This window comes from Pseudomonas sp. H11T01 (assembly GCF_048515765.1).
In the GTDB taxonomy this organism is placed as follows: Bacteria; Pseudomonadota; Gammaproteobacteria; order Pseudomonadales; family Pseudomonadaceae; genus Aquipseudomonas.
In genome coordinates this window covers 32977-50417 of the sequence record NZ_JBLYED010000037.1, presented here as the reverse complement: position 1 = coordinate 50417, position 17441 = coordinate 32977, and the positions used below count along the sequence as shown (strand labels likewise).

Annotated in this window: 17 protein-coding genes; 11 read left to right on the top strand and 6 right to left on the bottom strand. The window is 58.7% G+C overall.

Translation table 11 applies throughout. The features are described from left to right. Positions 1-10: 10 nt before the first annotated feature. From ACN1C3_RS30435 to ACN1C3_RS30425, 3 genes are all read right to left on the bottom strand, one after another. Positions 11-1171, bottom strand: a complete 1161-nt coding sequence (locus tag ACN1C3_RS30435; RefSeq protein WP_419119425.1) for an outer membrane beta-barrel protein — start codon at positions 1169-1171, stop codon at positions 11-13. 186 nt (positions 1172-1357) lie between these two features. After that, on the bottom strand, positions 1358-1882 hold the full coding sequence (gene rfaH / locus ACN1C3_RS30430; RefSeq protein ID WP_419119439.1) for a transcription/translation regulatory transformer protein RfaH: 525 nt from the start codon (positions 1880-1882) through the stop codon (positions 1358-1360). A gap of 588 nt (positions 1883-2470) precedes the next feature. After that, complete coding sequence (locus ACN1C3_RS30425) at positions 2471-3181, bottom strand: PIG-L family deacetylase (protein WP_419119424.1); 711 nt, start codon at positions 3179-3181, stop codon at positions 2471-2473. Between the two features lie 17 nt (positions 3182-3198). On the opposite strand from ACN1C3_RS30425, the gene ACN1C3_RS30420 reads away from it, so the two are divergent. Beyond that, on the top strand, positions 3199-3477 hold the full coding sequence (locus ACN1C3_RS30420) for an aldehyde dehydrogenase family protein (RefSeq protein ID WP_419119423.1): 279 nt from the start codon (positions 3199-3201) through the stop codon (positions 3475-3477). Positions 3478-3593: 116 nt separating this feature from the next. Here ACN1C3_RS30420 and ACN1C3_RS30415 read toward each other — a convergent pair whose 3' ends face one another. Together ACN1C3_RS30415 and ACN1C3_RS30410 are read right to left on the bottom strand one after the other, a co-directional pair. Next, a complete protein-coding gene (locus ACN1C3_RS30415; protein ID WP_419119422.1) occupies positions 3594-4061 on the bottom strand; it encodes a RidA family protein in 468 nt (155 codons plus the stop codon). 199 nt (positions 4062-4260) lie between these two features. Continuing rightward, positions 4261-5271: a LysR substrate-binding domain-containing protein gene (locus ACN1C3_RS30410; RefSeq protein WP_419119421.1), complete on the bottom strand. Its 1011-nt coding sequence runs from the start codon at positions 5269-5271 to the stop codon at positions 4261-4263. Between the two features lie 133 nt (positions 5272-5404). On the opposite strand from ACN1C3_RS30410, the gene ACN1C3_RS30405 reads away from it, so the two are divergent. From ACN1C3_RS30405 to gorA, 10 genes are all read left to right on the top strand, one after another. Further along, on the top strand, positions 5405-6895 hold the full coding sequence (locus ACN1C3_RS30405) for a sugar ABC transporter ATP-binding protein (protein ID WP_419119420.1): 1491 nt from the start codon (positions 5405-5407) through the stop codon (positions 6893-6895). After that, a complete protein-coding gene (locus tag ACN1C3_RS30400; RefSeq protein WP_419119419.1) occupies positions 6895-7881 on the top strand; it encodes an ABC transporter permease in 987 nt (328 codons plus the stop codon). The genes ACN1C3_RS30405 and ACN1C3_RS30400 overlap by 1 nt, the downstream gene beginning before the upstream one ends. Continuing rightward, positions 7878-8846, top strand: a complete 969-nt coding sequence (locus tag ACN1C3_RS30395) for an ABC transporter permease (protein ID WP_419119418.1) — start codon at positions 7878-7880, stop codon at positions 8844-8846. Before ACN1C3_RS30400 ends, ACN1C3_RS30395 begins: the two co-directional genes overlap by 4 nt. Further along, positions 8846-9814 carry a substrate-binding domain-containing protein gene (locus ACN1C3_RS30390; protein WP_419119417.1) on the top strand — a complete coding sequence of 323 codons (969 nt, stop codon included), beginning with the start codon at positions 8846-8848 and terminating at the stop codon, positions 9812-9814. The genes ACN1C3_RS30395 and ACN1C3_RS30390 overlap by 1 nt, the downstream gene beginning before the upstream one ends. A gap of 58 nt (positions 9815-9872) precedes the next feature. Beyond that, positions 9873-10784 carry a polysaccharide deacetylase family protein gene (locus ACN1C3_RS30385; RefSeq protein ID WP_419119416.1) on the top strand — a complete coding sequence of 304 codons (912 nt, stop codon included), beginning with the start codon at positions 9873-9875 and terminating at the stop codon, positions 10782-10784. Beyond that, complete coding sequence (locus ACN1C3_RS30380) at positions 10781-11605, top strand: aspartate dehydrogenase (RefSeq protein WP_419119415.1); 825 nt, start codon at positions 10781-10783, stop codon at positions 11603-11605. The genes ACN1C3_RS30385 and ACN1C3_RS30380 overlap by 4 nt, the downstream gene beginning before the upstream one ends. Positions 11606-11714: 109 nt before the next feature. Further along, on the top strand, positions 11715-13076 hold the full coding sequence (locus ACN1C3_RS30375) for an amidase (protein ID WP_419119414.1): 1362 nt from the start codon (positions 11715-11717) through the stop codon (positions 13074-13076). A 31-nt stretch (positions 13077-13107) separates the two neighbouring features. Then, a complete protein-coding gene (locus ACN1C3_RS30370) occupies positions 13108-13521 on the top strand; it encodes a VOC family protein (RefSeq protein ID WP_419119413.1) in 414 nt (137 codons plus the stop codon). Then, a complete protein-coding gene (locus tag ACN1C3_RS30365) occupies positions 13518-14468 on the top strand; it encodes a 2-hydroxyacid dehydrogenase (RefSeq protein WP_419119412.1) in 951 nt (316 codons plus the stop codon). The genes ACN1C3_RS30370 and ACN1C3_RS30365 overlap by 4 nt, the downstream gene beginning before the upstream one ends. Before the next feature lie 564 nt (positions 14469-15032). Next, on the top strand, positions 15033-16391 hold the full coding sequence (gorA, locus tag ACN1C3_RS30360; RefSeq protein ID WP_419119411.1) for a glutathione-disulfide reductase: 1359 nt from the start codon (positions 15033-15035) through the stop codon (positions 16389-16391). On the opposite strand, the gene ACN1C3_RS30355 is transcribed toward gorA, so the two are convergent. After that, on the bottom strand, positions 16388-17410 hold the full coding sequence (locus tag ACN1C3_RS30355) for a DNA-binding protein (protein ID WP_419119410.1): 1023 nt from the start codon (positions 17408-17410) through the stop codon (positions 16388-16390). The genes gorA and ACN1C3_RS30355 overlap by 4 nt on opposite strands. Positions 17411-17441: the final 31 nt, after the last annotated feature.

Here is a 17441-nt window from a genome sequence, read left to right as displayed (position 1 = left end):
GCAAATCCCCTTAAAGACTTACGTTGAAACTGATCAGGAAAACATTGCGAACGAAGCTTTGATTGTCGGCATCGGAGTTGTCGTTGCGGTAGCGATAGCCCAGCTTGATGTCCAGCCAGCGGCGCATCGCGTACACCAGAGCAAGGTTGGCGTCACGAAAGTTGTCGGTGCGGCTCTGGCCCTCGTAGACATAGCGGGCCAGCCCGGCTTCGGCCTCCGTGGTGATCCGTTCGGTCCAGCCATGGCGCCAACCGAGCAGGACAGAGGTGGCCTTGACGGCTTGAGAACCATCGTCGCCCTCGGCCATGGCTTGGCTGGCAACAAAAGTAAAGGTCGAGTAGGTTCGTGGCTTCCATCGCAGATCCACCTGCCAGGTCGGATTATTGAGGTCTTTGGAACTACTGTTATCGAAGTTCTTTCGCTCAAAACCAACGCGGACGTTGCCGGTAGTGCGTGCGGTGAAGTCCCATTCGGCGCCGGCGAGCACTGCATCGGATTTGCTACTGCGGGGGCTGTTGGATTGGAGGTAGTCGAAGATAGTGTGGTCGTACTCCAGCACGCCACGGGTGTTGCTGCCGATGCGGTGGTACCAGGTAGTGTTCAGGCCGGTGGTATTGCGCTCTTTATCGTTGTTGATACCGTCGGAATTGTCGTAGCGCAGTTGAGCGTAATTTGCGCCTAGATCGATCTGATTGGCAGCGCTCCTGGCGCCGTAGGTATAGAGGCCATTAACGCGGTTACTGCGGATCTTGTCATTGATGCCATCGACAGCGGTCGAATTCGTCTGTTCGTATTTACGCGCTTCCACGTCAAGTTTCAGGCGATGACGGTCGGTGAATTCCATGATGCTGTCCAGCCGTACACGTTGTGCTGTGTTCGAGGCATCTGGCTCGTCATGATAAATGTACTGGGTAGGCTGCCAGATCAGTCGGGTGGCGCTGTTGCGGTCTTCAGCCTTGAGCTCGAAGTAAGGCGCCAACTTGGTCACCAGGGATGACTGGCGATTTCTCTGCAGTTCCCGGAAGTTGTCGTCATAACTTTCTGATAACTCCAGAGTGGGCGTAAAGTTGAACCCATAGACATCAATATGCTGCGGATCGAGGCTCCAGGCCATTCCAGGGCATAAAGAGGCCATCATCAGTGCGAAAGAGCCGCGTGACTTCATGGCCATATCGTGCTCCTGGGGATGACGTCAATGAATATTCAATCGCACAGGCGTTGGGCGAACGCGATCAGTGCAAGGCGGGGTCATATAAAAAGGGAGCGTCAGCACTGCATAGATGAACAATTAAAGTGCGCTCTTTCAATGACAGGCTTTTCAGGAATATAAAGGGCTCAGTAATATAAAGGGCGAAATTTATAATGAAGATCGCTGTCGTTCAAGATCACACAATGGAACACGGACACGCTGTTCTCGATTGAGAAACTGAAGCAGAATCATGACTCGCTCAGCACCTGCCATTGACAAGAAAACACCTTCGAATGTCGACAGTGGGCCTCGGATAATGTGCAGTGTTTCGCCGGGCTTGAGTGCTTGGGTTGTCTGCAGTGCCAGTGGTTTAAAGCATCGCACGCGCAGATGCTCGATGACATCGTCGGCCACTATTGCCGGGACGTGATTGAAATCGACGATTCGGCTGACACCACGGGTAGAACGCAAAGGCACCCAATTGTCGTCATGGCTCAACTGAATGAAAAGATACCCAGGGAAGAGGGATTCCGCCGTCTTATGCGGTTTGCCACGAATCAGGTACTCACTAACGAGTTGCGGGCGAAAAATGACATAGTTCTGCCGCAACAGGTTGATTTGTGCCCGTTCATCCTGCCGCGGCTTACACTGCAAAAGGTACCAGTTAGAGCCTTTGGTGCTATGTGTTAGCATGCTGGCAACCTCCGTACAAAGCGACAGTTCAAACATGTCTGGCCTGCTCGCGCAGTAGGGATGCCAAACGGTTGTAATGTGTGCCAATAATGAAACATGTGATGTATCAATAACGAAGCGCGTGATGTATCAATAATGAAGCACATATAAGGTGTAAGGTGCAGCGGTAAATTACTTAACGCTATACGTAATATCGCCGTCGGCATTAGGCGCAAGGGCATACTTTGCCATGGCCAAAGCTACCGCACGGTCCGAATCTTCGGCCCTTTAAAAACAAATATTTCAAACGCTCGCGACCTGAAATGCCAGGATCGGCAAATGCCGATTAACTTTGCACTCCAAGGGTATACGGATAGGTCATATATTTATCGACCACTCTAAGCGGCCTGTCAAACGTTACTAGTCAAAAAACAGGCCTTCTATCCACTGGTGTATTTCGGAGTCGTCAACTAATTGTTTTCCAAGTGTTTTTTTAGTTGTCCGATTTTTTGAACTTTCGGCACTGTTTAGCATCGTGGTTTGGAGGAATAGATACCTGAACGCGATTGATGCTCCTACCCGACTCAGGCTGATTCAGCCGTGCAACGGCTAATCTGTGCCGAGCCGCCAATAGCGTTCAGCCAAGCCGATATCGGTACGTTTGACTAAACCAAACAGCGGAAGCTGACTCTGATACGCGCGTGCGGCGTAGGTTTTTTTTTCTGCACTGGAGGTGGGGAATTTAACCGCACACATTCCCAAGCCAGCCTGCTTCCAGGCAGCGAGCCGAGTATCTACTACGCCTGGAATGCGCCTATAGATGGCCTCCTCATAGACGAACCAGGATGCTGGGTGGCCAGTCGCTCCACATCCTGTCGACTGTTGCGCGAGAAGGAGCGCTTCGCGCACCGCCAAACAGGCGTTGCTTGTCAGCAGATGATCGGGATGGATAAGCCCCATTGGCATGACAATAGTCCCGCCCCTTTGCTCCAGGATCGTTCTTAGCGACGGTACGAGGTCGGTCGGCTCATAGCTGCGCCCGTACTGGCCATCCCAGAAACTGAGCCATGTGCTTTTCGCACCGAGTCTGCGCATCGATTCCGCATCCTCCTTACGTCGCGCGAGCACGGCCTGGTGCCCGCTGCTAAATCCTGCCGCTCTATCCCAAGCTGGAGCTTCAATGTCAGGATCAGGCACGCCAGCGAGTACCGTGATAACGAGAGCGTCCGGACTGTCTGCCAAAAGGCAGCCGCAACTGAACACAGCATCATCCAAATGCGGGGAAATCACTGTAATTTTCTTGGGGATTGGCAACAGCATTTGATCCCACTTCCTGATTGTCAGGCCTGTCGCTAGGGTACATAGCTCGTAGTATAGGTGGCATTACACCGCTGTCTGGGCAGGCATCCTCTCCCATGATGACTGCTTTGGGCGGCCTCCGTGCCGGGATTGTCTGGGTCAACTGCTCGCAGCCGACGTTCGTCGAGGCGCCCTGGGGCGGCTATAAACAGAGCGGTATGGGTCGAGAACTGGGTGAATGGGGCTACAACAATTACCTGGAGACCAAGCAGATCACTCAGTACAACGGCGGCCCTTGGGGCTGGTACCTGAAATAGAGGCGGGGGCTGAATTCGGGTGAAGTTGGCGAAGTCCAGAATTGAGTCCATTCCTGCTGCAGGAGTAAAAGAAAACCGGCCTGGTGTTCGTCAGGCCGGCACTTTCAGGCGTGGCGTTACTGCGCCTTGATCGCTGTAACCGTGATCTCCACCAACCAGCCCGGCGGTACCAGGCGTATGACTTGAGCGCGGGTACGCGCAGGCACGTTAGGCTGGGCCTGCGTTCCGAAGTACTGGTTGTAAACCTCGGAGAACCCCTCGAAGTCGGCCTCTCCATTCAACGCCGGGTCGCCGACAACAAGCGCTTGCATGCTCACCACGTCACCCAGGGTATAACCGTGACGCTTCAGTGTGGCCTCGATCTGCTTGATGACACTCAGGGTTTGCGCCTTAGTGTCGCCGTAGGCCTTGATCGAACCGGCTGCGGCGCTGGGGTCGGCAAGCGCCGGTCCGACCCCGCTGAGGACGATCTGCCTGGCATTGGCAGGGACCTCGATGGCTTCGGCGAACTCCCGAGCCCAGGGCTCGCTGACATTGGCGGGGTTCAGGTGGCGAATGATGTTGTCACTGGCTTGAGTGGGCATGATGGTCAGCATTCCAGTTAGTACGAGAGCGAAGGTTGCAACACGCATCGGAGTTTCCCTTTGATGTCTTGGCATTGCCGCGCCGAGCAGCCCTGTCATCAGGGATTGCGGCGCAGCAACCGATCATCGGCAGGTGCTCATGCAGTGACAAACGATTTGATTGCACGCAGGTATGAGCTGGGGGCATGCGTGGTGGAATTCACTTGGTTTCATGAATGATCTTGCTCGCCAGGTCACGAATCTGCGCCGCCTCACTCTGTACCCATTTGCAGAACAATCTCAGGGAGCGGTCCTCCGCGGCGTCTTTGCCGGTCAGCAGGTAATACTCCCCGGCACTCTCAGGCCCAGGCTCGAAAGGGCACTGCAGTTCATGGCGAAAATCGCATTGCTGGAGCAGCACCAGTGGCACGATCGCCACGCCCTTGCAATCGCGTGCCGCCTGCAACGCAATAAAGAAGTGCCCGAAATCCACCGTCTCCTTGAATTTTTCGTAATTGAGCTTGTGCTGGCCAAGCCAGTCAGGCCAGGCATGCTTGCGGCTTGAGGTATTTATCAGCCGGTAATGCAGCAGATCCTTGGGCGTCTCCAGCGGTGCGCCCTGGGACAGTAGGCGGCGGGCTATGACCGGCACCAGCACGTCGGCAAACAACGGCTCAGCCCTGACGCCGGCCCAACTTTCGACCATCTCCATTTCTATGCGTGGCTGGTTCTTCTGATAGACCTTGCCCGGCAGCCTCCCCACCCGTAGGGCGACGTCGACGGTGCCTGAATGAAAATCCACCGGATGGATCGAGGTGATCAGGCGTAGCTCGATGTCCGGATAAGCCTGGGTGAACTTGCCCAGGCGTGGCATCAGCCAGAGTGTGGCGAGCGTCGGCAGCACGTTGACCGTCACTATTTGCGGGTCCTTGCTGTTCCTGACTTTGGCAGTGGCTTTGGCGATGGCCTGAAACGCGGCCTGAATGCTCTGCAGGTATTGGCTGCCGGCATCCGTCAGCTCAATGCGTCGGGTCATGCGCACGAACAGCTTGCAGCCCAGGAAGGATTCCAGGGCGCGGATCTGGCGACTGACGGCGCTTTGGGTAATGAACAGCTCCTTGCCCGCGTCGGTGAAAGACAGATGACGGGCGGCGACTTCGAACACTTTGAGCGCAGCGAGCGGGGGCAACTGAGGCGACATGTGGGCACCACCTGGGAAAGGTTTATGCATGATTCTGGCTCATGCATAGAGGTGCAACAAGTTGTTTGTCAGGCCTCGCAGGTCGGCCCTACGATCACCCCATCAGCCGGCGACCAATGCCGGCTGGGGCGTGCAAACCCAGAGTTGGAAGAGCCTAATTACAATGAAAACCATTTTTCAGGCGTCAGGAATTTCCAAACACTACGGCACCACCTGCGCTCTGCGCGATGCGAACCTGGTGTTGAAAGCAGGGCAGATTCACGCATTGATGGGGGAGAACGGCGCAGGAAAATCGACATTCGTCAAAATCCTGGTCGGCGCCATTCGCCCGGATGGCGGGGCACTGGTGCTGGACGGGCAGCCGGTGGTCTTCGGTTCGGTGCGTGATGCATTGAAACAGGGCGTGGTTCCGGTTTATCAGCACTCCACCTTGTTCACCCCATTGACCGTGCTTGAAAACCTGAGTGCCTTTGGCCTGGGTAGCGCGCAACGTTCGTGGGCCGGGAACAACTGCCTGGATCGCCAGCAAGCGACTGAAGTGCTGAACCTGGTCGGCCTGGACGTATCGCTGGACAGCCTGGTCAATGAGCTGTCGCTGGGCGAGCGGCAGTTGCTGGAAATCGCCCGTGGCGTGGGCCGGCGCTGTTCGGTGCTGATTCTCGACGAACCGACCGCCGCCCTGGGCGCCAGGGAAGCCGATCGCCTGCACCAGGCGTTGCAGGTGCTGTGCGCCAAAGGCACGGCGATTCTCTACATCTCGCACAAGATCGACGATATCAAGCGCATGGCGGACGCCGTGACCATTCTGCGCGACGGTCTGACGGTGGTGAATGCCGCTGCCCGTGACGATATTTCAGCGGCGCAGATCGTCCAGCACATGCTCGGGCAAACCTTTGAGCCGCAAGCGTTGTGCGTGAGTACCCGAGGTGAGGTGGTGCTTGAGGCCAAGGACATCCGGCTGACACCCACGGCGCAACCGTTATCGCTTTGCGTGCACCAGGGTGAAGTGCTCGGCATCGTCGGTGTCGCCGGTTCTGGCGCCCTGCGTCTGGGCGAGGTGCTGGCGGGTGCGGCCAGCGGCCACGGCGGGACGGTCTCGCTCAATGTAACGTGCGAGGTGGTCAATGATCGCCAGTCGGCAATGCGCGCCGGTATCGGCTACGTGCCCTCGGATCGACATGCCGATGGTTTGTTCCTCGGCTTGCCCGCGCTGCAAAACGCCTCGGCATCGGTCTTGCGTGGCTTTTCGAACTGGGGCGTCCTGCGCTTGCGCGAGGAGGCCGGTCCGTTCGATGCCTTGATCGCTCAATTCAATCTCAACCCGCCACGGCTGGATCTGGACGCGGCGTATTACAGCGGTGGCAATCAACAAAAGCTGCTGTTCCTGCGCAACCTGGTGCTACCGAACCTGCGGGTCCTGGTGGTGTTGGAGCCGACCCGAGGGGTGGATGTGGGGGCCCGCGAAAGCATTCATCAAGCGCTTCGTGCACTGGCCTGTCGCGGCATTGCGATCATCGTGGTGTCGTCCGATCTGCTGGAGGTGAACACCTTGTGTCATCAATTGCTGGTGGTCGCCTCCCATCAGGTCGCGGGCCGAATGATGGCCGATGCGCAAACCGATGCAGTCCTTTCAATGATGGCGGGAGCGTGCTGATGACGACGTTGATCAAACAGCGTCCGGCGATTGCGCTGGGCTCGCGGATCGGTGTGATTGCCGTGCCGCTGGTGGTGTTTGTCTTGTGTGTACTGTTCGTGCCGAGATTCCTGTCCGTGGACAACCTGCAGAACGTAATGCGTGTCGGCTCGATTCTGCTGATTGCGGCCTGCGGGCAGACCGGGATCCTGATCGTCGGCGGAATCGATTTCTCAATGGGCTCGGCAGTCGCGCTGCTCAGCGTTGTGACCGTGATACTGGCGCCCGAGCTGGGTGTCACCCTGGCATTTGCCGGCGGTATCGGTGTCGCGGTGCTGGTCGGCTTATGCAACGGTTTACTGATCGCGTACCTGAAGCTTCCGGCCTTTCTGGTGACCCTGGGCATGTTGCTGGTACTGCATGGCCTGGCGTCGCTGCTGTCCGGCGGAATGCCGCTGGACGCCGCACCTTCGCCGGGCTTCTTGTGGCTGGGCAGCGGGCACGTCGCGGGTATACCGGTGCCGATCATCCTCGCACTGCTGGCGGTACTGAGCCTGCATGGCCTGTTGCGGTACACGCTGGTCGGGCGCAGCTGGTACCTGGTCGGGACCAACTTCAACGCCGCGCTGAATGCCGGGCTGCCGGCACGGCGCATGGTGTTGCTGGCCTATATCGTCGCCGGGCTGTTTTGCGCACTGGCCGGGGCGATTCTGACCAGCCGCGTCGGCTCCGGTCAGCCCAATCTTTATCCCGACCTGGCGTTCGCCACCATCGCGGTCTGTGCCATTGGCGGGATTCCGTTGAATGGCGGGCGTGGTTCTGCGGTGCAGGTGGTGTGCGGCGCGCTGATCATCGCCATGCTCAATAACGCTGTGGTGCTGCTCAACCTGACCTCGGCCTGGCAGCAGTTGCTGATGGCGCTGGTTATCGGTGCCGCGGTGGTGCTGCCGCAATTGCCCAACGTTCGTCGACGCTGCATTCACCTGCTCAGGGGCAACGCTCAATGAAGGCATCAACGATCAACCGCCAGGCACGTTTTCTGGTGGCCCCCGGTGCTTTGCTCCTGGTTTTATTGATGGCAGGGGCCCTGGTTGCCGATTACGCAAGCCTGGGCAACCTGCAAAACATCGGCTCGCAAGCCGCCATCCTCGCGCTGCTGGCGTTGGGGCAGATGCTGGTGATGCTGGTGCGCGGCTTTGATATTTCGGTGGGGGCGGTCGCGGCCTGTTCGAGCACCGTCGCGGCACTGACCATGGATTGGCTGGGCACGCCCTCGATCGCCCTCGCGGTGGTGGTCGGTTTGCTGTTCGGTGGCCTCAATGGGCTGCTGATTGCCTACCTTCGGGTGCAGCCGATTGTCGCGACACTGTGCAGCATGATCGCGGCTCAAGGCCTGGCGCGGCTGATTTCCGATGACGGTCAACCGGTGGTGCCCATCGACGCCAGCGCACTGACAGACCTGGCCTTTCAAAACGTCGCGGGGATCCCGCTGCTGCTGGCCCCGGCCTTGATCTGCATGCTGCTGGTCGGGCTGATCCTGAAGAAATTCACCCTCGGGCGGCACCTGTTCATGGTCGGCTGCGACCCGCAGGCCGCGTCACTGGTGGGCGTCGACAGTCGCCGGGTGACGTGCATCGCCTATCTGGCCTGTGGCGCATTGGCAGGCCTGGCCGGCGCCGTGCTCTTTTGCAAGACCGGCACCGGCTTGCCCACCGAGGGCGTCAGTTGGGCGCTGCAGTCGGTGGCCGCGGCCGTGATCGGCGGCACCGCGTTGCAGGGCGGGACGGCGAGTGTCTGGCCGGTGTTTTTCGGCGTGCTGCTGATCCAGGCGCTGGAGACCGCATTGAATATCGAAGGGGTGTCACCGTTCATTGCGGAGATCGTGATGGGCCTGATCATTCTCGTTGCTGGCGGCCTGGATCGTTTGATCCTGCGGCTTTTTTCCTCCTCTACCGCATACGGTGAATCATGATGAAGACGTTCATACAGCCTTGGCGTGCGCCACTTGCAATGCTTGCCGTGACCCTATCGTGCGTCGCCGGAGTGGGCGCCGAGGAGTTGACGATCGGTTATGCCGTGCCAAGCCTGTCGCAGTCTTTCTGGATATCCAGCGCCTATGGCGCGCAGGACGAGGCGAGCAAGGAGGGTGTCAAACTGATCAAGCTCAGTGCTGGCGGGGATGGCAATGTCGCCCAGCAGATCTCCCAGTTGCAGTCGTTGATCCAGCGACGTGTCGGGGCCATCGTCGTCGGGGCAACCAATGGTGACGCGGTGCGCGCGGTGGTCGATCAGGCGGTGCGCCAGGGGATTGCGGTGATCGGTATTTCGTCGCCGCCCAACAGCCAGCACCTGACCTCCATCGTCACCGCCGATCATTACGACATGGGCCGCATGCAGGCCGAATGCCTCGGTGAGGCGCTGCAAGGGCAGGGCGATGTGGCAATGCTCGCAGGTCCCGCCGGGCAAGCGTGGTCGGACCTGCGCGCCCAGGGTTTTCGCCAGACCCTCAAAGACAAATTCCCCGGGATCAACGTGGTAGCGCAATCGCGCCTGGCAGACAACCGCAACGCCTCGCTCAATACCACCGAAGACTGGTTGCAGCGATTCGCCAACCTCAAAGGCATCTACTCGGCCACCGAAGACATGGCCGCAGGTGCCGTGGCCGCGCTGCGTGCCTCGGGCCGTCTGGAGCAAGTCAAGGTTTCCACCTCTAACTTCAGCCCGACCACCCGGGAGCTGTTGGCCAACAACGAGGTGGTGTGCAGTTCGGTGCAACAGGTGGTCGAGCAGGGGCGTTCCGCCTTGCGCCTGGCCGTTGCGGCAGCGCACAAGCAAAGCGTCGAAAAAGTCGTGTCGCTGCCCGCCCTGAAAATCTCGCCCCAGGACGTGGCAACAATCAACCTGGACCAGGTCATGGCGCCTGCCAGTTACACCCCGTGACCATCGGCCAACGGTTTCTCCCACTCCTTCAAGAACTGTCATCAAAAGAGGCTTGCTCATGCTACCTGGACCTAATCGTTTCGCTTATTCAGGCATAGAGTCACGCACAGATTTCCAATGGCCGGAGGGCAAGCGACTGGCGTTTTATGTCGCGCTCTGCGTCGAGCATTTTTCCTACGGCAGCGGCGGGCTCGGGCTGTCTTACTCGCCCGGTATTTCTCAACCCAACACCTACAACTGGGCGTGGCGCGAGTACGGCAATCGCGTCGGCGGCTGGCGCATTCTGGCACTGTGCAAGGAGTTGGGCATTCCACTCACGGTGCTGCTCAACACTGAATGCTATGAGCACTGCCCTGAGCTGGTACAGGCACTGGTAGACGCCGGAGCGGAAATCGTTGCCCATGGGCGCAGCAACTCCGAAATACAGAACGGTTTGTCAGAAGAGCAGGAACGGCAGTTGATCCATTCGGCGACCGAATCGATCAAGCAACACAGCGGCTTACAGCCCGCCGGCTGGATGAGCCCCGGTGCCAACCCCAGCGCCGTGACCGAAGACCTGCTGCAAGAAGCCGGCTATTTATACACGCTGGACTGGCCGATGGATGACCAGCCGGTATGGATGAAAACCCGTGAAGGCAAGCTGCTGAGCCTGCCTTACCCGCATGAAGTCAACGATGTGCCCATGGTCGTTCTGCACCACGGAACCGCACCGGCCTTCGCGCAAATGGCGATCGCCAATTTCGATGAAATGCTGGTCCAGTCCACCCAGCAGTCCCTCGTCTACGGCATGACCCTGCACACCTTCATCATGGGTCAGCCGTTTCGGCTACAAGCCTTGCGCAAACTGCTCGAACACATCAAGCGCCGGGACGATGCCGTTTGGTTCACCACCGCCGGGCAAATTGCCAAGCATTACGCGCAGCAGATTACGCCGGATTTCAACGATAGCCCTCAGGGAGCCCCAGCATGACCACTAGCCCATATTCTTCCGATTTGCGCATCGGCATCGTCGGTCTGGGCGCTGTCGGTGCGTCGTTGGCGCGAACCTTCGACGCAGGCATCCCCGGCATCCGCCTGGTGGGCATCACCGTGCGCAACCCCGAGCGCGCAGCAGGGGTGTTAGCCAACTTGAAGAATCCACCGGCGCTGCTGGACCTGGATGAATTGGCGCAGGCCAGCGATGTGGTCATCGAATGCGCACCCGCGGCGCTGTTGCCGCAGATTGCGCTGCCTGTTCTGAGCGCCGGTAAAAAGCTGGTGGTGCTCAGCTCCGGCGCCTTGCTGGAAAACCCGCACCTGATCGAGCTGGCGCGCCTGCATGGTGGCCAGATTCTTGTGCCCACCGGTGCCTTGCTTGGGCTGGATGCAGTGACCGCAGCGGCGGAGGGCGTGATTCACTCCGTACGAATGATCACGCGCAAGCCACCTCGTGGCCTGGTGGGGGCGCCTTATCTGCTGGAGAACTTCATCAGCATCGAAGGGCTCGATAAGCCCAAGCGCGTGTTCAAGGGCAGTGCACGCGAGGCCGCTCGCGGGTTTCCGGCCAACCTCAATGTGGTGGTGGCCCTATCGCTGGCGGGGATCGGCCCTGACCGCACGACCCTGGAAATCTGGGCAGACCCGTCGGTGACCCGCAATACTCATTTGATCGAGGTCGATGCCGATTCGGCGAGCCTGACCATGACCATCGAGAACATCCCCTCGGACAACCCCAAGACCGGTCGCATCACCGCGCAGAGTGTGGTGGCTCTGCTACGCAAAATGAACGCGCCACTGCGCATCGGTACGTGAAGCCGCAGCCCCATGGCGTCTGTCAATTGGCCGCCTGCTGCTTGCCAGTGCCGACGCCGAGCGGTCGGCCCTGGCTAATCGCCCGATTGATCATGGAGCATTGTCCGTCATGAGCATGATGTCGCTGGAGTCATTGCGTATTGAGTTGGCGCGCGGTCGAACCACCAGCCGCGCGCTGCTTGAAACCTGCCTGGAACGCGCACTCGATCCAGACGGTGAAGGTGCGCGCACCTTTTTGCATATTGATGTGAGAGGCGCCCGGTTGCGGGCGGATGCGGTCGATGCCTGGCGGCAGAAGGGCCAACAGATGTCGCCTTACGCGGGGCTCGTGGTCTCGGTCAAGGACCTGTTTGACGTGGCGGGGCAAGTCACGGCCGCCGGCTCCTGGGTGCTATCCAGCGCACCGCCGGCCCACGAGGACGCCGTCGCCGTTGCGCGACTGAAGGCCGCGGGCTTGATCATCATCGGCCGAACCAATATGAGCGAGTTTGCCTATACGGGCATTGGCCTCAACCCCCATTACGGGACGCCGGCCAACCCCTTCGAGCGGGCACTCAAACGCATCCCCGGGGGCTCGTCTTCGGGGGCGGCGATATCTGTCACTGACGGGATGGCGGCGGCGGGGCTCGGTACCGATACCGGTGGCTCGTGCCGGATTCCTGCGGCCTTGACCGGCATTAGCGGCTTCAAACCCAGTGCATCGAGGGTCAATGGCAGGGGCGTGTTTGGATTGTCCAAGAGCCTCGACTCAGTAGGCGTACTGGCGCCTGATGCGGGCTGTTGCGCGATTATCGATAGCATCGTTGCCGGAACAGACATCCGCCTGCCCGCTGAAATCAATCTGCGTGGAGTGAAGTTCGGCGTGCCCCAGACCCTGGTGCTCGATGGCCTCGATCAGCACGTGGCGCAGACGTATTCGGCAGTCTTGAAGCGCTTGCACGATGCCGGCGCCGAGCTGCGGGAGATGGCGCTTGATGAGTTGGCCGAAGTAGCCACGATCAATCGCCGGGGAGCGATTGTGGCGTTTGAAGCTTATGCCTTGCATCAGGAAATATTGCGCACCCGTGCGGATCAGTACGACCCCAATGTACGGGCGCGTATCGAGAACGGTGCGTTGTACCACCAGGATGACTATGAGGATGCCTGTAACGCTCGCCGGGACTGGATCACGCGTGTGCAGCGGCGCATGCAGGACGTGGATCTGTTGATATGCCCCACGGTCCCGATCATCGCACCGACCTTCTCCCAAGTGGCAGACAACAGGGATTTCCAACACTTCAACCTGCTATTGCTGCGCAATCCCATGCTCGCCAATTTTCTTGATGGCTGCTCTGTTTCCATCCCTTGCCATGAACCCGGCACAGCCCCTGTGGGGTTGATGCTGATCGCTCGGCATGGCCGCGATGAGCCGTTGCTGAGTGTGGCTCAGTCCGTGCAACGACTTTTACGACGTGTCGAAAACCGCGTGTGACCTAACGTTCAGTTGTTATCTGGAGAATATTATGCAGTCAATTTTTCACCTGGCTTATCACGTTCGCGACCTTGATGAATCGCGTCATTTCTACTGCACGTTGTTGGGGTGCAAGGAGGGGCGGAGTACCGAGACCTGGGTTGATATCGACTTTTTCGGTCACCAGCTCTCATTGCACCTTGGCGAGCCTTTCGCCGTGACCAACACCGGACGCGTCGGCGAACATTGGGTGCCGATGCCACACCTGGGGGTGATTCTCGCAATGCCCGACTGGCAGGCGCTGGCTGATCGACTGGTAGAGCAGGGGCTTGCATTTGTCATGGCGCCGAGCATTCGTTTTGCCGGCCAACCGGGCGAGCAGGCGACGATGTTCTTCCTCGACCCGGCGGGAAACCCGATTGAAGTGAAAGGCTTTGCGGATCTGCAGCAGGTGTATGCCGTATGAATCCGCCGATTCCGTTTCTCGCCGCGCCTGGCTATCCGGCGACGCAACAATGGATCGCAGCCCTGCAAGAGGCGATGCCTGGCGAACGTATTGTCACGTTCAGCCAACTCAATGATGCTGATAAAGCCGCGTGCACCCTGGCCATCGTGGCCAATCCCAACCCCGCGGACTTGAAGCAGTTGCCTGAGTTGCGCTGGGTACACAGCGTCTGGGCGGGCGTCGAACGCCTTGTTGCCGACCTGAAGCAGACTCAGGCTGAACTGAAGATCGTTCGCCTGATCGACCCGCAACTCGCCGAAACCATGGCCGAAGCCGTACTGGCCTGGACGCTGTATCTGCATCGCGACATGCCCAGCTATATCCGTCAGCAACGGCACAAACGTTGGCAGCCACTGCCTGCCGTGCGCGCTCAAGAGCGGACGGTCGGCTTGCTTGGCATGGGCGTGCTGGGCGAAGCGGCCGCACAGCGTTTGCATGCGGCGAACTTCAAGGTCAGAGGCTGGAGTCGCGAGCGCAAGGCACTGGCGAATGTCGAGTGCTTCGCCGGCGCTGCAGAATTGCAATCGATGCTCGCCACGACCGACATCCTGATCTGCCTGCTGCCATTAACCGAGCACACCACCGGGTTGCTCAACGCTCAAACCCTCGGCTGGTTACCGGCGGGCGCCAGCCTGATCAACTTTGCCAGAGGGCCGATCATCGATGACGCAGCGCTGTCGAGCGCACTGGACAGTGGCCATATTGGCCATGCGGTGCTGGACGTCTTTGCCGTCGAACCCTTACCCCAAGACCAATGGCAGTGGACGCACCCGCAGGTGTTGGTGCTGCCACATTGTTCCGCCCCGACCCATCATCGAACCGCATCAGCCATCGTCGCATCCAACATTCAGGCATTTCGCAGCAGCGGTTTGATCCCGGCAAGCGTCGATACGCAAGCAGGTTACTGATTCAGGCACCGCCATCCCGGTAAGATTCATGGGGGTGGTCCTGTTCATTATCCTGGAGGGTGAGGGTGCATAGCGCCCTTACAATCGCCAGAGGATTATGGGCTCTTGTGCGAGGGGGTACACAGTGATCATGAAGGTATGGTGCCAGTGATAAGTCGATACCTGCAGCCTGCTGGCTGCTCCTCCAGTTGACTATGAGAAAAATCCAATAGCGTGGCTTGGAATTGCTCCTTTTTTGCTCTTGATACCCCCTGAAAACAAGTCGCGAATCGAGTCTTTTCCTCCTTCTGGAAGAAAAGAAAAGAACGTAGCGCCTCACGCCTGGCCACGGAAAACACCCCGCGTATAACTAACTGACTCACAGTGGTTGGTCTCGATACTGGATACGATAAACCGGCTTAACAGTGTGACCTGAACCGCCGTCTACGGAACCGTACGTACGGTGGTATTTGAGAGGACGGCGGATGTAAATCTGCCTCCTACTCGATTCCCGCCTCATGTAGTTCACAGCGCTGCCCAAAAAGGCTGCAGCGGTTATGATTGTGACCTGCCGAGGAGATTGAAATGGCCTACGATTTTGACCTTTATGTGATTGGTGCCGGTTCTGGCGGTGTTCGTGCTGCACGTTTTTCCGCCGGCTTTGGTGCGAAAGTGGCAATAGCGGAGAGCCGCTATTTGGGCGGTACCTGTGTCAACGTGGGTTGCGTGCCGAAAAAGCTGTTGGTGTATGGCGCCCACTTCGCTGAAGACTTTGAGCAGGCTCAGGGTTTTGGCTGGTCGCCGGGAGAGGCCGAATTTGATTGGCCGACGCTGATTGCTAACAAGGACCGCGAAATCAACCGATTGAACGGTATCTATCGAAATCTGCTGGTCAACAGTGGCGTAACGCTTCATGAAGGTCACGCCAGGCTGATCGACCCGCATCAAGTGGAAATCAATGGCGAACGTTTCACTGCCAGGCACATTCTGATTGCCACCGGTGGCTGGCCGCAGATCCCGGATATTCCGGGTCACGAGCATGCCATCAGTTCCAACCAAGCGTTCTTCCTGAAAGAGCTGCCCAAACGCGTTCTGGTGGTGGGCGGCGGTTATATCGCGGTCGAGTTCGCCGGGATCTTCCATGGTCTGGGCGCGGAAACCACGCTGTTGTATCGCGGGAATCTGTTCTTGCGTGGTTTCGATGGTGCGGTGCGCGCACATTTGCAGGAAGAGTTGACCAAGCGCGGGATGGATCTGCAGTTCAACGCGGATATCGAGCGCATCGACAAACAAGCCGATGGCAGTTTGAACGTGACGCTCAAGGATGGTCGCGAACTGGAGGCTGATTGCGTGTTCTACGCCACAGGTCGCCGTCCGATGCTGGACAATCTCGGCCTGGAAAACACTGCGGTGAAACTGGATGAGCGCGGTTTCGTCGAAGTCGATGAGCAATACCAAAGCAGTGAACCATCGATTCTGGCCATCGGCGATGTGATTGGCCGGGTTCAGCTGACACCGGTGGCCTTGGCTGAAGGCATGGCCGTGGCACGACGCTTGTTCAAGCCTGAGCAATACCGTCCTGTGGATTACAAGATGATCCCGACGGCGGTGTTCAGCTTGCCGAATATCGGCACTGTCGGCCTGACTGAAGAGCAGGCCAGAGAAGACGGCTATACCGTGCAGATTTTCGAAAGTCGTTTCCGGCCAATGAAGCTGACGATGACCGAGTGTCAGGAACGCACACTGATGAAGCTGGTGGTAGATGCCAAAACCGACAAGGTTCTGGGGTGTCACATGGTCGGGCCGGATGCCGGCGAGATCGTTCAGGGTTTGGCGATTGCCTTGAAGGCAGGCGCAACCAAGCGTGATTTTGACGAAACCATCGGCGTGCATCCTACGGCCGCCGAAGAGTTCGTCACCATGCGTACGCCGGTGGCCAGTTAATCGTCTTTAGCAGGTCCTGACGCTTGCTCCGCATCTGGCTCGGTGATCGTCACGGACGTCAGGTGCAGGGCCAGGCCTGCTTCGGCTTTTGCTAGCGAAAGCTCCAGCTCCCTGTGGGTTTGGGCCTGCTCGTCGACGGTGTGCTTGAGTGATTGGCTTTCCAGCAAGGCGACGCGCAAGCGTTCCTGGAGGAGGGTGCGCTCACTGTCGACGCGGCTTGAATGCTCCAGCAGCTGCTGATGGCGGCTATTGATCTGCTTGAGCTGCTCCTGGATCAGACTCAACTCTCTGAGGGTGCCGCGGTTCTCGGTTAATAGGCGTTCATTGTCGCGGTGCAGCTGGGTGATTTCATCCTGGCGCACCAGCGCGCTCTGCTGGGCCTGGCGCAACTCCATTTGAACCTGCTGCAGCTGACCTTCATGGCGGCGTTGTTCTTGCTCGCGCTGTTCCTTGATGGCGTTGCGATAATGTTCCAGGGCGTCGCGGGCATGCAGGTGCTTTTCTTCCAGTGAGCGAATCTGCTCATCCTTGTCTTTCAAGCGTAATTCGAAGTCGCTCAATGCCTGGTTCAGCCCGGCGTTGCGGGTTTGCTCGGTCTGCAGCATGGAGCGGGTGCTCTGCAATGTGGCGGTCTCATTGGTGAGCGCTATGTGCTGAATCTCGAGTTGTTGCTTGAGCTGAGCCTGAGCGTGGAGGGCTTCAGTCAGTTGCGCTTCCAGCACTTTTCTTTGCGACTCGAATCGCGCTTCAGCTCGATCGATAGGCTCCTGAGCCTGCTCCTTAAGGCGTTGCGCCAGACGCGCAACCAGGCCCGTCAACTCATCGTCGATCTGCTCTTGCGGGGCGCTCAGGCGTTCGTCGCCATCGTCCAGCTCCTTCAGATAACGATGAATCGTGGTCTTTGAGCCGGTATTGCCCATCTCAATACGTACCGCATCGATACTTGGATGCTCGCCGCGGGCGAGGATCGCCAAGCGTGCTGTTTGTACTACCGCCTTATTTACGCCGCCGCGAGCCATGTTTTCTCCTACGATTTCGTACTGTGGTATG